Annotated in this window: 10 protein-coding genes; 5 read left to right on the forward strand and 5 right to left on the reverse strand. The window is 32.6% G+C overall.

Annotation, left to right across the window (positions count from 1 at the left end; genetic code table 11):
- Nucleotides 1–52: 52 nt before the first annotated feature.
- The 5 genes from Q4Q35_RS06945 to Q4Q35_RS06965 all read right to left on the reverse strand — a co-directional run bounded on the left by Q4Q35_RS06945 (nucleotide 53) and on the right by Q4Q35_RS06965 (nucleotide 9,663).
- Entirely contained in the window at nucleotides 53–1,531 is a 1,479-nt protein-coding gene (locus Q4Q35_RS06945; protein WP_303277232.1) for a DUF4998 domain-containing protein, read from the reverse strand.
- A 47-nt stretch (nucleotides 1,532–1,578) separates the two neighbouring features.
- Nucleotides 1,579–2,907 (reverse strand): DUF4959 domain-containing protein, encoded by a 1,329-nt coding sequence (locus Q4Q35_RS06950; RefSeq protein WP_303277233.1) that lies wholly within the window; start codon nucleotides 2,905–2,907, stop codon nucleotides 1,579–1,581.
- A gap of 16 nt (nucleotides 2,908–2,923) precedes the next feature.
- On the reverse strand, nucleotides 2,924–4,861 hold the full coding sequence (locus tag Q4Q35_RS06955; protein WP_303277234.1) for a RagB/SusD family nutrient uptake outer membrane protein: 1,938 nt from the start codon (nucleotides 4,859–4,861) through the stop codon (nucleotides 2,924–2,926).
- Nucleotides 4,862–4,890: 29 nt separating this feature from the next.
- Nucleotides 4,891–8,310, reverse strand: a complete 3,420-nt coding sequence (locus Q4Q35_RS06960; protein WP_303277235.1) for a TonB-dependent receptor — start codon at nucleotides 8,308–8,310, stop codon at nucleotides 4,891–4,893.
- 189 nt (nucleotides 8,311–8,499) lie between these two features.
- A complete protein-coding gene (locus Q4Q35_RS06965) occupies nucleotides 8,500–9,663 on the reverse strand; it encodes a FecR family protein (RefSeq protein WP_303277236.1) in 1,164 nt (387 codons plus the stop codon).
- 110 nt (nucleotides 9,664–9,773) lie between these two features.
- Between Q4Q35_RS06965 and Q4Q35_RS06970 the strand changes: the two genes are divergently transcribed.
- The 5 genes from Q4Q35_RS06970 (at nucleotide 9,774) to Q4Q35_RS06990 (ending at nucleotide 15,862) form a co-directional block, all read left to right on the forward strand.
- Nucleotides 9,774–10,364, forward strand: coding sequence for an RNA polymerase sigma factor (locus tag Q4Q35_RS06970; protein ID WP_303277237.1), 591 nt, complete (start codon nucleotides 9,774–9,776; stop codon nucleotides 10,362–10,364).
- 412 nt (nucleotides 10,365–10,776) lie between these two features.
- A complete protein-coding gene (locus Q4Q35_RS06975; protein ID WP_367892734.1) occupies nucleotides 10,777–10,974 on the forward strand; it encodes a DUF1660 family phage protein in 198 nt (65 codons plus the stop codon).
- A gap of 57 nt (nucleotides 10,975–11,031) precedes the next feature.
- Nucleotides 11,032–11,439: a hypothetical protein gene (locus tag Q4Q35_RS06980; protein ID WP_303277239.1), complete on the forward strand. Its 408-nt coding sequence runs from the start codon at nucleotides 11,032–11,034 to the stop codon at nucleotides 11,437–11,439.
- Nucleotides 11,436–11,864: a hypothetical protein gene (locus Q4Q35_RS06985; RefSeq protein WP_303277240.1), complete on the forward strand. Its 429-nt coding sequence runs from the start codon at nucleotides 11,436–11,438 to the stop codon at nucleotides 11,862–11,864. Before Q4Q35_RS06980 ends, Q4Q35_RS06985 begins: the two co-directional genes overlap by 4 nt.
- 1,136 nt (nucleotides 11,865–13,000) lie before the next feature.
- A complete protein-coding gene (locus tag Q4Q35_RS06990; RefSeq protein ID WP_303277241.1) occupies nucleotides 13,001–15,862 on the forward strand; it encodes a LamG-like jellyroll fold domain-containing protein in 2,862 nt (953 codons plus the stop codon).
- The last annotated feature ends 634 nt before the right edge of the window (nucleotides 15,863–16,496 follow it).

Below are 16,496 nucleotides of genomic sequence, written 5' to 3' on the forward strand. Positions count from 1 at the left end.
ACATATCGGGCTTCAAATAATTGAATATAAGTATGGTAGATTCTCTTTACAGTTAATTTTTAGTTAGAGTTAGCGCATCGAAATTAAGCCCTGGGTTTCTCATTTCTACTTTTAATTCATAAATCCCTGCTTCTAATTCAATATCACCAGCTAGTTGATTCGTAAAAATACTCCAACTACCTGTTCCTACACCTTGAAAAACTAATACCTCTTTTTCATCAAACTTTAAAACTAATTGGCCAACTGTGGCATTTAATGAAGATATGGAAAAGTTTACTCTATATGATCCTGTTTCTAGTACTTTTACGGTGTAAGCTAACCATTCTCCATCATTAGTCCAACCAACATTAAAACCTGGAGCAGGACCTCCACTAATGTCTACGCCATCATTTCTATAACTGTTACCTCTGTTATTACCTTCATTATCACTATACGCTACACCTTGTCCGCCTGTGTTATAATTCTCAGCTTGTAAAGTTCCCGGGAATTCTATTATTCCATCATAGGTTCCCGAAATACTTATAATTTTACTAGTGGTTTCTATAGTTAAATTATAAAGCCCAGGAGCAGTCGATATTAATTGTAAATTATCATGCCCATCATCGCTTACTTTCATTAAAGCAGAAACCACATCGAAAGAAGAAAAACCATATTGCTCTTCTGACGATAAACTAGGTTCTTTAAAAGCTCTAAACACTTCTCCTATACCTAAACTAATACTCTTAGCAACATATTTACCTGGTTCAACAGCCGCTATAGTTATAAACGAAGATTCATCCCAACCTGTAGATTCTGTTAGTAAATAAATGGGATCAAGTGCAAAATCATTTGGAACAAATGTTTTTTCGCCCGTTAGAGGTGTCGTATCCAAAATTACTTTGTCATCTATTTTTGGACTAAAACTCATTTTGTATGAAAGGGTATAGCTTTTATTTATATCTAAATTAGAGGCTACAATAATTAAGATACCTTCATCAACATTATTTTCAACAGACATGTCAGTGATTTCATTTTCATCCTCATCAGTTAAGGTAAACTCTAGTCCATCTTTATACTGCATAACACCATTGTTTAGTGCTTTCCAACTAAAGGTTAGACTGCTTACATCAACGCCATCTGTAGGAGTTACAATTGGTTGAGATAACATCAGGTTTCTAGCTATCCAATCTTTAGAAACTGGAAGTAAATCGGCATAAAGTTTTACCGATTGGTTCTCATTTGTATCAATATTATACACCTGAAAGTTATAAGTCTCTCCAGAATCAAGCCCTGTTACAACTAACGTATCAATAGCAGCATCAAAAACAATGGTTTCTATTCCATAGTCTACTATTGTTTTGTCTGCTTTATTGTCTGTGGGTTTATCCCAAGCTAAATAAACTTGTTCTATACCTAAATAAGTTCTTAAGCTGTCTATCCTACCTGGATATACTGTTTCTTTGAGATACTCACTATGTTTATCATCTAAATCATCACAAGAAAAACAAACAATTAAGAGTATGACTGCTATAATTGAATTACTAAATTTCATAATATTCTATTTTTATATTTAAATAACATTTTATGGGAATCTAAGTTTTAATTAGGATTACCATAAATAGATAGCTCTGATGCATAACAAGTTCCGTCAGCTTCGTCAAAACGTTGAAGGCCTCTGTACTCTAAGTATCTAAAAGGTTTTGTAAACCTAGGATCTTCTTCATAGACAATGAAATGATGACCATCTAAGGCTTCTTGTTTGGCTTCAATTTCATCAAATGGTTTAACAATAATAGCTTTGCGTATGCGTTCCCAATTTACTTTATCGTTACTTACCCATAATTCAAAGATCTCAACATTCCCATTGCTGTATGCATTTCCAGATTGATCTTTACCAGTTTCTATCTGGTTCCAATCTTGCTGCCATACTCTAAAACGGCTCATAACTACTTCTTCTCCTAAATCGATATAATAAGAAAACGGTACGCTTCCAGATAGTCCTGTACTAAAAAAGTTTTTATTTCTTAGAATACCATCGTCTATTATGCCATCCCAGAAATATTGAATTTCGCCATCAGGATTGCGTTCTTCTGCATTCCAATTGCCTTCAAAACCGCCTTCTTTTTCTGATCGAATAACCGTTCTGTTTTGTGTTATTTCCATGCCTTGATCATCTAGTTCTACCCATGTTTCATGCATCTCATCTGGTAGCAACTCATCTCTTAAAAAAGAAAACTTAGTTTTATCTAGTAAAACATCTCCTAGTGGTTCAATGTTAAAAACCTTTGCCGATGTTTTATTCTCAAAATCATCTTCAATAAAAACAGAAATATCATGAGAGCTAGTTTCTAAATTATCAATTAAAATTTTTTCTGATAACTCATTACTAGCAAATTTCTTTATTACAGTAAAACCATTTACTGTATAATTTACCCCTATAACAATATTCTTTCTTTGAGGATTTTTCCACCTAACAAAAACACTTGAAAAAGACGGAATTACTTCTACTGTAGCCAAAACAAGCTGTGTTGTAGGTGTTAAAGGCGTAACTTCTTGAATTACTGGTTTAGATTCGTTACCTGCTCGGTCTACAGCAATCAGTTCTACGGTATATGGCTTTAAAGAACCTAAACCATCTATTTTTAAAGAATCTGAATAAAAGCTACTTGCTCTAAAAATAGTTTTTTCGCTGTCTAGTTTATAAACTGCCTTTACAAGTAATACATCTTCATCTTCTGGTACATCATAGAAGAATGTGCCTCCTCCATTATTGGGCTCGAATGTTACATTAGTAACTTCTTCTGGAGGTGTGGTGTCTCCGTTTGTTTCGTCGTCATTACAAGAACAAAGAACTATTAACATGCTAAAGCATAAAAAAATAAAGGCTTTTATAGTATATGATTTATAATTAAATATATATTTTTTCATAATTATTCTTATTAATTTATCGATCCCAACCTGGGTTTTGGATTAGGTTAGAGTTTAGTCTTAATTCGTTTAACATAATAGGAAATAAATAATCGCGCGGCGTTACCCAGTTACGGGTTTGTTTGGTTGTTAACTCATAAAATTCGCTTGTTAAATCTTTGTCTACATTCCAACCAAGAATAGGAGCTGTAAAAAACTCAGCTGCACGTTTCCATCTACGAATATCATCATAACGATGCCCTTCAAAACTTAGCTCAATCATTCTTTCTGTATGAATAATATCTCTTAATCCAGCTTTATCAGTATGTTTCCCTACATTTTTAACAATATTAGGATCGCTATATACCGTTTCAATATTAGGAATTCCTGCTCGTGTTCTAATAACATTTAAATCATCGTAAACACGCTGTTCTGGACCACTATACTCATTACGAGCTTCTGCCCGCATAAGATATAGTTCTGCCAATCTCATTATTGCTCTAGGATAAAATGACGTTGTTTCCCATCCTTGGTCGGATGTTGTTTCTGGGTGTACAAACTTTTTTAAACCAATACCTGTCCAAAAATAATCTGTTGAATGAATTTGTCCTCCTGGAGTCTCTCCGGAACGCATTTTTAAATTATTACGCACTTGTTGTGCTCTCCAAACGCCTCTATCTGTACCCATCCAAGCATAAAAACGAGGCTCTCTATCTAAGTATAGATTAACTGTGCGCTCAAGTGGTTGTAAATACCCTCTAAAATAATCATCATCTTCAGGGATTTGTCCAATGCTTAACCTATTTTCATAATTAAATGTTTTATCATCATCAATTGGAACGCCATTTTTAGTATAAAATAATTCGGTCATACGATGACTTGCTCCCATCCATTGCCAAGCATTTGATGTCAGAGTACTGCCTTCTGCACGTATATTAGTAGCAGTTTGAAAAGTAAACCTGCTATTTCGATCATTTATATTAGAAAGCCCCCAAATAAGCTCATTATTCCAAGGTTCTACAATAGAAAACCTTAAGCTATATGCATGTTTCATAATTCCAGATATCTCCCAATCATCCCTATCAAAGAAATAAGGTTCTTGATTATATACATACATTGACTTTCCAACAGATAATGCTTGAGTAATAGCTTCTTCGGTAGCATCTAATGCCAGTTTCCATTTTTCTGGATCTTCTTCTAAATTAAAATAAGGTAAACCTTCTTCATTTCTAAATGAACCATAGAATTCTGAGTTTCCATTAAAAAGAGGGCTTGCTGCATACATAAGTGCTTTGGCCTTGATACTCATGGCTATAGTCTTATCTATTTGACCAAGATATGATTGTGTTCTACTCTCATCTAAATCTGCAATAGCTTCGTCAAATAAATTAATAACATAATCAAAACAAGTATCTACGGGTTGTCTATATTGTTTTACTGATTCAGGGTCATCTGTTGGGGTTAGATTTTCGTCGGCAATTATAATAGGACCATACTTATTTATTAAGTAAAAGTGATAAAACCCTTTAAGAAATTTAACTTGAGCAATCCAATCCGTTCTTTCAGTCTCTGTTATATCTGGTACTGCAGAAATACTATTTAAAAAGGTATTGCATACTCGTATGCCATCATAAAGTGCGGTTCCAGATATTCTGCCATCCCAAAAATTCAATATAGGATCATTTGCTCCCTGAAATCCACTTCTCATTATATTTATACCTCTGTTTCTATTAACCCAATCTGGATCTAATCTTGGAACAAACTCATCGCCAGCAGACTGCATGCTATTATTTACATGGTCATTAAAAGGCATAAAACTATAACAAGTAGCTAAAGCAGAAATAGCTTTTTGTTTTGTTTCAAATAAATGTTCTACTTCTACCGTATTGTCTGGCACCACATCTAGATATTCTGAACATGATACTCCTAACAATACGATTGTAAGGGTTTTTGTATATTTAATAAATTTTTTCATATTATTTTATTTTTAAAAATAACTTCATGTTATAAAGAGGCTTGTACACCTATATTAATGACTCGCTGTATGGGATACCCCAATCCGTTACCTCCCATTTCTATATCCCATAGGTCAAATTTGCTTATGGTAAATAAATTAGTAGCACTAGCATAAATTCTTAGCTTCTTCAAGTTTAATTTCTTTAATGTTTCATCTGGTATAGAAAAACCCATTTCTATATTTTTAAGTCTTAAAAAAGAACCATCTCTTAGCCACCAAGTAGATGCTTGGGTATTATTATCTACTTGAGCAGCAGATAGTCTAGGCCAAAATGCATCTGGGTCTGGATTATTTATACTCCAATAATCATTTGCTACAACTTGTAAAGCATTACGTCTGTTTATAAAGGGAGCAATGCCTTCAGAATCTATGAAAAAAGACGATTTAGCGGAGCCTTGAAAAAAGAAAGAAAAATCAAACCCTTTAAAACCAGAGGTTATACCAAAGCCATAAATAATTTCTGGACTGGTTGGATTCCCTATAGCAACTTGGTCATTGTCATTTATAAGACCGTCACCATTAATATCTTTATATTTAATATCTCCAGCTTGATATGGACCGAATGTTTGTTCTGGTGAATTATCAATTTCAGTTTGGTCTACAAATAAACGTTCTGCGACTAAACCCCATGCTTGATTTACAGAATGTCCTCTACGATCTTGATAATCGTAAAGTATTTGACTTTCGTTTTCAATAATTTTACTTGTAGCATAGGTAAATGTAGAACGTCCACTTATCCAAAAATCTTGATTAAAAGAATAGTTGAAATCTAAAGACCCATCGACACCTTTAGACGATGCTTTTCCCACATTTCCGTAAATATTTGCAGATAATCCTAAAGAACTTGGAATAAAATCACGTTGTAAATAAATATCAGATCTGTTTTCTTTAAAGAAATCTACATTTAAATCAATAAAATTGGCGATACTCATTTCCAGCCCTAAATTGTATTTTTCTGCAACCTCCCAAGTTATTAGCCTGTTTGCATATCTCTCTACGGAGTATCCAGGGTTAGAATTTTGGAAATTTACTCCCCATGTATATCCAGCTCCTGAAGTGTTAACTTGTGATAAAAAGAAAAAGCGATCGTCTGCTGAAGTTATTGCGTCATTTCCTACTAAACCGTAAGTGAATTTTAATTTCATGGTATCGATAATATCTTCTAAACCTTTCCAATAGGATTCGTTAGACATTAAATAACCAAAACCAATGGCTGGAAAAAAACCATAACGCTCCTTATCTGCAAATTTTTCGGAGCCATTATAACCAAAGTTAGCTTCAAATAAATACCTGGAATCAAAACCGTAAGTAAACCTACCAGAAATACCATTATTACGAGATGGTAAAGTAGAATATCTACCAATTCCTGTTCCTTGATTCATCTTTTCTTCAGCTCTACCAACTAGTAAACCGCTAACGGCATGCTTCTTGTTAAACGTTTTGTTATATAATAAACGCCCCTCAAAATAATTACGCGAATTCGAATCACGTGATACACTTGCATCACCTAGTGCCTCAGATCCGTCTGTATTAATTTGCTCTAAAGTATAAGTATCTGCCACTTGATCGTAATCTTTCCACCTATAATAAAATGGGATATAGCTTCTTGATGACGAAAATTCCCCAAAAGATTGAATTGTAAAATTCCCTGTAAAGGTTAAATTATCTGTTATCTTCGATTCTAATGTTAATTGAGATAATACGGTAGTTGAAAAATAGTCTGTAAACCCTTTTACACTTTCTGCATAAGGATTTACGAATTCTCCATTTCCAGAATTACCAAATAAAATATGCCTTGTAAAAAGGTTTGCTTCATCTGGCGCAAAATACTTAGGAAACTCAACAGGATTAATAGACATGACGCTCTCAAAAACGTCTGCTCCAGATATAAGAGGCGTATTTGATCTCCTAAAGTCTGAATTAATTTTTAATCCTACCTTAGTCTTTTCGCTTAATTTAATATTCAAATTGGAACGTAGGTTGTAATTATCTATTTGAATATTAGAATTAAAATCATTCTTTTCATCGACAGATAAAAGTCCATTATCTCTGTTATAAGAAGCTGCTAAATAATAATTAACAACTTTGCCACCACCAGTTACATTTATGTTATATCTTGTGTTTATTGCTTGGCTTTTAAACAACTCATCATACCAATTTACATTCGGGTATGCATAAGGGTTAAGGTTATTTATGGTATTTTCAATACGTTGTACAGAATAGAAGTTAGGGGCAAAAGGGTTATCATTAAATTGTGCTTGATTATAAAGTTTCATATAATCGACACCATCAAGAACTTCAGGTATTTGTGTAGGTTGTGAAGAAGTGGATTCATATCTAAAAGAAATTTGTGTTTTTCCTTCTTTTCCTTCTTTTGTTTTAACTAATATGACACCATTTGCTCCTCTTGCACCATAAAGTGAGGTTGCAGTAGCATCTTTCATTATAGAAAAACTACCAATATCGTCTGGCTGTACTCTAGCAAGTTCGCCAGCGGTAATTTCGAATCCATCTAAAAGGATAAGAGGACTTCTTGAATGTCCAAACGTTGTTATGCCACGAACAAAAAACTCTGCATTGTCTTGCCCTGGTTCTCCACTACGTTGATATGATATTAAACCCGAAACTCGCCCTGCTAATGCCGTGGTTAAATTACTAGAAGGCACCTTAAGCTCACTTGGTTTTACAGTTGTAATAGATGCGACAACACTTTCCTTTTTTTGCTCTCCAAAAGCAACCACGACAACTTCATCTAAAGCGGCCGAATCTTCTTTTAATGTTACATTAATAACATTTTGATCGTTTACTATAACTTTTACATCTGTATAACCAACGTAGGAAAACAGTAAAGTTTCACCTCTAGAAACTTTTAATTTATACTCACCATCAAAGTTTGTACTAGTACCTTTTGATGTTCCTTCTACCAAAACGGTTGTTCCAGGTAATGGTACACCAAATTCGTCTGTAACGATACCCGAAATTACTTTTTCTTGAATATCAAAACTAATATTGTTAAGGGGGGCAACATGTTTAATTTTTTTTTCAGAATTTAGTTTCAACACTATTTGCTTGTCAATAATTTTAAAAACAATATTTGTGTTTATAAATAACTTTTTTAAAACTTTCGTAACATACTCATTCTTATATTTTACAGATACTATTTTCTTGTAATCAATTTCATTATCACTGTATAAAATTTTAAATTCTGTTAAGGACTCAATTTCAATTAAAACTCTTTCCAAGCTTACATTTTCAAGATTCAAAGTAACTTTTGCCTTTTGGGAGTACAATTCATTAGCTTGAATTTGAAATAAAGAAACTATTAAGAAAAAAGTAGTAAGTTTCATTTTTAAGTCAAATTTTAATGGCAAAGGGACAAACCTATCCACCATAAATGATTTTTTCATATTTTTGCTTTGTATTTAGCTGGTTAATTAATGTTTTTGACCACTATTATAAAATCGGAAGATGTTCGTAGCATCTTTCGTTTTTTATTTGATTTTTAGTTTTAAACAAATCGATATAGTGATTTTCCCGAAATTTTTTAATGTGTTTTTAAGTCATCTGTAGTTTTTTATTTAGTTAATGGTTTGTGTTTAATTAATTATTACTTGGTTATTTTCAATACTATATGCTATCGAATGATTTTCGTTAAATGATTTAAGAACTTGATCGATTGACTCAATATCAAAGTTTGCGGTAAAAAACTTATCTCCTAAAACCTTATTATTATTAACTATATCGACGTTGTAGTGGCGTTCTAGTATTTTTATTATTTCATTAAAAGCCATATGTCTAAAAACAATTTTACCATCAATCCATGCAGAATATAATTTAACATCTACCTTTTCGATTAATGCTTCGTTATTAGATTTATTCCAGGTTGCTTTATAACCAGGCTTTAAAACTATTGCTGTTTTGGTACTATAAGTACTCTCTTTATCATATAAATTAACAGCGCCTTCAACTAATACTGTATTAATGCTCATGTCTTCTTTATAAGATGATACATTAAACTTAGTTCCTAATACTCGAATATTGATATCGTTTGCATTAACTATGAATGGATGCTCTTCATCCTTTTCTACCTCGAAGAAAGCCTCTCCTTCAACATAAACTAAACGGTCTTTGCCTTCGAGAAACTCCACAGGATATTTAAATGTAGTTCCCGAATTAAGAAAAACGGTAGTACCTTCAGATAATTGAATTTCGAATTTTTTGCCATAAGGCACGAATAATGTGTTATAAACAAATGACTGTCTATTTGTGTCATTAGCATTATAAATCAATTTTGTTTTATTCTGCGTACCTAATATGTTTCCTGTTTCGTCTTTAACTTTGGATGTTTTTTCTTCATTTAAAATTTTAATTTCCCCATTATCTAATTGAAGAGTAATGGCTTCATTTGGAATATTTAATTTTGAGTGTTTTGTTTTATTTCCAAAATAGCCTTGTTGATACGTATAGCCTAAACCAATAAATACAATGAGTAGCGCTGCATATTTAAAAACGGTATTAAGTTTATATTTATAATAAATTGACTTATCTTTTCGAATTTTCGAAAGCAACTTCTTCTTAATATGATTAGTGTCAAAATCATTTAAATTATAGTTAATAGCATAATTTGTTTGTATATAATCCTTAAATAATAATCTGTTTTTAGAAAAATCCAACCACTTCAAAAGTATATCTGCCTCATTATCAAGTAATGAGTCTGTAACGTACTTAATTATGAGTTTTTTGATTTTTTGATTTATCATTTTTATATTTTATGTTAGCATTTATTTTATATAACAGTGCTTATTTCTAAAACCCCACCTGATTTTAAAATATTTTAGTATTTTTCGTTAAAATTTAATTCTAATTAAGAATGCCCAAAGACTTTTTAGATAACAAATTCTTGATAGAATCTTTAATTAAAGAAGACGAAAAAGCATACTCTTTTCTAGTTGACACGTATAATAAAAAGCTATCTGCATACGCTTTAAGTTTAACTAAAAATCATTATTCATCCCAAGATATTGTTCAGGTTGTATTTTTAAGGACTTGGGAATTTCGAAAAAAACTCAACCCTTCTTATTCCATAAAAAATTTTTTATATAAATCTGTCTACAATGAATTTGTAAATAGATACCATAAAGACAAATCAATATCGAACTTAGATAGAATCTTTATAGAAAATTTGAATAACGTAATTGACCATAAAAACGAAGCTATTTTAAAAGAAAAAATTTCTTTTGTAAATTCTGAAATTGAAAAATTACCCCCCAAATGCAAACAAGTTTTCATTTTAAGTAAGAAAGAAGGATTAACCAATGTTGAAATTGCGAACTACTTGGGAGTTACAGTTAAATCGGTAGAAAAGCATATTACAAAAGGTTTTTCTTTGATTAGAAAAGAAGCAAAAAAGAAAATTAAATTTATATTATTTCAACTTTGCAGGTTACTAAAACTAACTTAATAGATAACTCAATACCGATTCTATAATTTTATTGGTCTCAACTATAGTTAATTACGAAGCAAACTTTCAGTCTGCCAAAATGAACGTATAGATTTCCAGTCCATAAGTTTAGTTTATGGATATATACCAATTAAGCTTCTCCATAACAGTACCATGCCTCTGGAAACGATTCTTCGGTGTATAAGAAGTGAGAATCCAAAATAATCTGGTTTCAAACACCTTGTATATTGCACAGGTTTTTAATCTTTATATAAGGCAAAAAAGAACACCTTTAGCCATGTTTTTTTTACTTAATCCCCTAAACTTCCTAATTCGTCCCGCTTTAAATTAGTTTCAGCACTTTTTTTATAAAAATTTATATGAAGAATCGATCTTTAATGTTAGTAAATTCAAGTTGAAAAAAATGAAAAATATGTATTGTAAGATACTTGGACACGATTATAAAGTATCTCGAAACGTAACCTCTCATGTAAAAGAATATACCTGTAGTCATTGTAAAAAGGAAATGACTACAAATAGTAAAGGAGGTTTAACAGTATTAACACCAAAATTTAAAGAAATAAATAACGTGCTAGAACAAATTCATAATAAGAGAAAATTACGATTGTGAAAATGTTTGGTGTAGATTTTATAATGGAATTAGTAAAATGTAAAATATAAGATAAAAATGGCGTGTAACACAATTGAATTAGTAAATGAAGATAATAGTATTGAATTGTCTAATAACGAAAAGTATTTTTTGAGGTTGTTTGTGCTTAATTATGATGATCAATACATTTTAAATTTTCTTAAAATGGAAAAGAAAGGTCTGGGTCATATAAAAAGGACCTTAAAAATGAAATTTAAGACTAAAGATTGGGTTGTTTTAATTCAAAAAGCATTTGAGCTTGGAATTTTAAAAGAACGAGATTATGTCGATCCAACCATAAAAAAGATAACACTAGCTTATGCGGCAAAAATAATTAATGATTTTAAAAGCAAACCTTCTAGATATAATCTTCCTAACAATATATTATTTGATTTTGATAAAACAATAAGAGAGTCCCAAAAAAAATTAAAAATTACTTTAAAATGATACAAACTCATACAGTAAAACTATTTGATGATAAAGAATTAAACTATTTACGTTTAACATACGAAGGTGTAGATAAGGAAGATATTACTAAGGAACTACAGTTTAATAGTAAAAGGGAGCATACAGAGATGGAACGATTGATTTTGAATAAGCTCTCGGTTACTAATTTATACAATGCATACAGAAGAGCTTTTAATTTACAATTAATTGATAGAGATGATTTTATGACTACCGATATCAAAAAAGAAGCTTCAATATTTTCCAAAAAAATCATGGAGACTCTATTTTCTGCAGGCATCAGTGATAAAGAAAAAGAACTCAAAATTTATTTAGCTTTATTAGATTTTCATATGAAGATCGAATACAGCTATTTATTAAAGAAAGAGGATAAAGAGACCGAGACCTCCTTAAAAGTTGTGAGATAAGGTCGGCTTTTTGTTGAAAACAACATAACTACAGAAATAGAAAGTCTATATTAAAGTTATAGAAGTAAGATTTAAAAGCACCCCCCTGACGAACCTAGAAATAGGTAATGTCAAAACACTGTTAACCGTATGGTTATCAGTGTTTTTTTGTTTTCACTCATTTTTTTGATACCATCTAAAACCATTAAAAGGGTGTGTGATTTTTTATTGGTCTCAAATGGAGTTAAAACTATGTACTTTATTGCATGTCGCTTTTCAGCTTCTAAAAACTTTTGACACGAACCAGCCTGCCGGCTGTCAGGTTTCACGAATTCACGTGAATTCAGTTTTACCATATTTCACGAAGCAGACTTTCAGTCTGCCAAAACGAACCTATGGACTTCCAGTCCATAGGAGTGGTAAAAATGCGCTAACTTTATTGAGCTTTGAAGCGTGATTTGACTATAGAAACGGTCTCCAAACTTTTAAGTTATACCAAGTTATTCACTAAACAAATATATGTTAGAGTAGTGGAGAGCAAAATAATCGAGGATCTAAATAATTTATTGGAACGGTTTGAGCAAAAGCGAAGTGAAACCGTGAGTGATAATTGAGAAACGACACTTAGCATTTATTCCATTTTTAATAGATGTCAGTACTTTTTATTTTACAATTGGATTAAATAGCTTTTAATCGAAAAGAATTCCTCGAGGCTCTGCCTCGGGCCTGCCTGCCGGCAAAGGCAGGGTTTCCATTGAAATTGTCATTCCCGTGAATCCCGATAGCTTTCGGGATTGGTTTTTGACCTTTTTAGGTCAAAACCTGTGCTCAACTTGATTGGGTATGAAACCAGCGAAATACCTCTATGTCCCGATAGCTATCGGGACTGCCTCGAGGATAGTTGGTTTCAAGAAATTCTTTATTTCTTAAAACTTAATTATTCAAAATTTAGGTAAAAATCTAAAGATTTAATGCTGTCTATATTATAACAAGAGGATGGATGACAGAAAGATTACAAACCAAATATTACAAAATCCCAAAAAACACATAGTTCTTCCCAGTTTGGGCTTAACTCATCCCTTTTTTTTTAGTAAGGATTAATAGTTTATGTTTTTTGTTATAAATAATATTGATTTTTTAACAAAAAAATTTTAATCATGAAACAAAAAAACTTTTTTAGAGTATTATGCATAATCTTACTTTCAATGATTTACGCAGCTTCTTATGCACAATTTGGTAACGCATTAAACTTTGATGGAAGCAATGACTATGTAATAGGCGAGCATTTTAACCTACCTGGCTATGATGAATATACTATAGAATTTTGGTTTAAAACCGATATGACGCCTCAAGGTGGTACTTTTAATGATAACGGGACTCCCGATAACCTTGACGATGATGAAGATTTTGTAGGAGGTAATTGGTACTGTTTTTTCTGTACAACGGAACATCCAAAAATTTCTGTAAGCCAAAAAAATGCTATAGTCACTTGGTCGTCGTCTACCAATGGTATTAGGTCATATGATATCAATGCAGACTATGGTGAGATAGTGTATGGCGAATGGGATAATAGCCAAGAATACAGCAGAGATTTTTGGAGTTATAATTCCGGTGCTTTTTCTACAGTGGCCAACGAGATCGATGATGATAATTATGAAAACCCAGTACTTAATAACGATGAATGGCATCATATTGCCATCACTAAAAAAATTGATGAAGATGACACTAACTACTCTAAATATATTATTTATACGGATGGACAGTGGTATGGAATATTAAATTACTTAAATAATGGTAATAGTTCTGTGAGATGGGAAAATAATGTATTTTCTACAGATACTGATTTTTTTACTATAGGAGCGCAACGTCCTATTGGTTTTCAACATTTTCTTAATGCCACATTAGATGAGCTTAGAATTTGGGATTATGCAAAAAGCAGAGCCCAAATTCATGCCCAAATGAATAAGCAGCTAACAGGCGATGAAGATAATTATAGTAATCTAGTGGCTTATTATAAATTTAATGAAGGGAGTGCAGGTAACGATAACACAAATTTAACAGAAGTAACTAACGAAGTAGGAGGTAATGGTACATTCTCTGATAATTTTGCCCTAACGGGTAATGGCTCTAACTTTGTAAGTGGCGTTACCGAAAACGATTTTATTAATTTTAATGTTGACACCGAGAACGACAATGCTATACATTTTGATGGAACTAACTATGTGGATCTTGATTTTTTTGATAAACCCGACAATTTTACTGCAGAATTTTGGATAAAACTAGAACAAGACATAGGCAGAACCCACATATTTCATTGGTATGACAGTAGTGATGAAAGTGGTAATGAGATTGTATTAGACTACAGCGCAGATAATGATAATATTAATATAGCTTATGGGTCATGGACTACTGGTACAGATTATGATTCCGTTGGAACTAGTATTTCAGATAGTCAGTGGCACCATGTTGCTGTAGTTGTAGCAGATGCAGATGCAAATGCAAATAATGTATCTATTTACGTTGATGGAAATCTTGAAGAACAAGGCACATCTAATAACAATAGTGACGATTATGATGTTACTAGATTAGGTGATTGGATAGGAGAAGGAAGTCAAGGAGGTCAGCATAGTCCAAAAGCTACATTAGACGAGTTTAGAATTTGGAGTGATGTAAGGACTAAAGAAGAAATTCAAGACAATATGAATAGAAAATTATCCAATGATAATTTAACAAATGATACTAGTGGTGATTATGACAATTTATTAGCCTATTACCCTTTTAACCAAGGCGATGCCAATCAAGCGAATCCTTTTGAAACGACTTTAGTTGATTATTCTGGAAATGGTCATAATGGCAAATTAATAGGTTTTGCATTAACTGGTACTACTTCTAATTGGGTAGATGATATAACGAATTATACGACCCTACCAGGAGGAGCTTTTGTTACAGAATGGACGGTTACTGCTGATGATCTGGATATTACCATACCTATTAATGGAGCATATAACTATGATTTTAGTGTAGATTGGGGAGATGGGACTAACGCTGTCATTGTTACTAATGATCCCGGCGATGCCGCTCTTACCCATACCTACGCAAACGCAGATACACCATATACCGTTACCATTACTGGAGATTTTCCTGCTATTCGATTTTTAGATTCTTCCGAGGATAATAGAAAGAAAATAACAGCAGTATCACAGTGGGGTACTATGCCATGGGAAAGCCAATTCGAGGCCTTCTTTAGTTGTGAAAACATGGACGTGACGGCACAGGATGCCCCTGATCTGAGCAACATAACATCCCTGCAAAGTATGTTTAATAGCACTGGCATAACGGGTGAAAATACTGATTTTAGTCTATGGGATGTAAGCAACATACAAAATATCTCCTTTATGTTCATTAGCTCCGAAAATTTTAAAGGAGACAACATTGGCAATTGGAATGTGAGTAATGTTCAACAAATGTTAGGCACGTTCGATAATGCCAGTGCCTTCAACCAGGACTTGTCTGGTTGGAACCTACAGAGTCTTACCGCTGTCGGAGAGACTATGGAGACTATGGGGTCTACATTCGTAAATAGCGGTATGGATTGTAACAACTATGCCAACACCCTTATAGGATGGGCAGATAATGACAATATTGCTGAAGATATAACACTTGTTATTGGTGACTATGCTACTTCTGCAAAAACTGCCATAAGTGACCTTGTTGCTAAAGGCTGGACTATTACCGGAACAGAAATTTCACAAGATGATTGTGAAGATAGACTATCTATTAGCGATGAAGTATTTAGTAGCTCTATAAGTGTAAACAACCCAGTAACTAGTGTATTAACTATTAATGGACCTGCTGGTTTTGAGCTAAAAGAAGCTACGCTGTATACCATTTTAGGTAAAGAAGTATTAACCTCTACCAGTACAACAATAAATGCTAGCAAATTATCTACCGGATTGTATGTTTTAAAAATTGAAAATACAGAAGGGCTAATAGCTACTAAAAAAATTGTTAAGCAATAATACTTAAGTGTTATAAATTAAATATTAAAGTTGTTTCATAATAAATAACCACTTATTGCTTGCTATAAAACCCAAACTCGTGTAAAATACGGTTTGGGTTTTTTTATTGAAAATTAATAAACGAAAGATAGTATTTAAGTACCTTTTCAATAGTTCTCGGTTAATAGCTTTTAAAACGGATGCTTTAAAAAACTGTATTTTTTAGATCCCTTTTATTGGTCTCAAATGGAGTTAAAACTATGTACTTTATTGCATGTCGCTTTTAGCTTCTAAAAATTTTAGACACGAACCAGCCTGCCGGCTGCTACGGTGTACCCACAAATATTGGAGTAGGAATTTTAAAGGCTCAAAAATAATCGTTAAGAACAGACCATAGGGCAAGCCCAGACCCTTCGTAAGAATAAAGAACAAAATTTCGAAACCCAGGAGCATAGCCTTGGATGCTGTGATGGGGCGACGCGAAATTTTGTTCTTGGTTTTTCTTAAGCGCAGGGAGAGAAGAAATTCCTTCGAAGGGGCGTCTTTTCTCCTGCCTGCCGGCAGGCAGGTTTGTTACTTTTCTTTGGACGAGCAAAGAAATCGAAGATTCATGAACTCCTATTTATCAAATAAGATTTGTGAACTAAAAGTAAAT

The sequence above is a fragment of the Flavivirga aquimarina genome, from assembly GCF_030540835.1.
GTDB classification, from domain to species: domain Bacteria; phylum Bacteroidota; class Bacteroidia; order Flavobacteriales; family Flavobacteriaceae; genus Flavivirga; species Flavivirga aquimarina.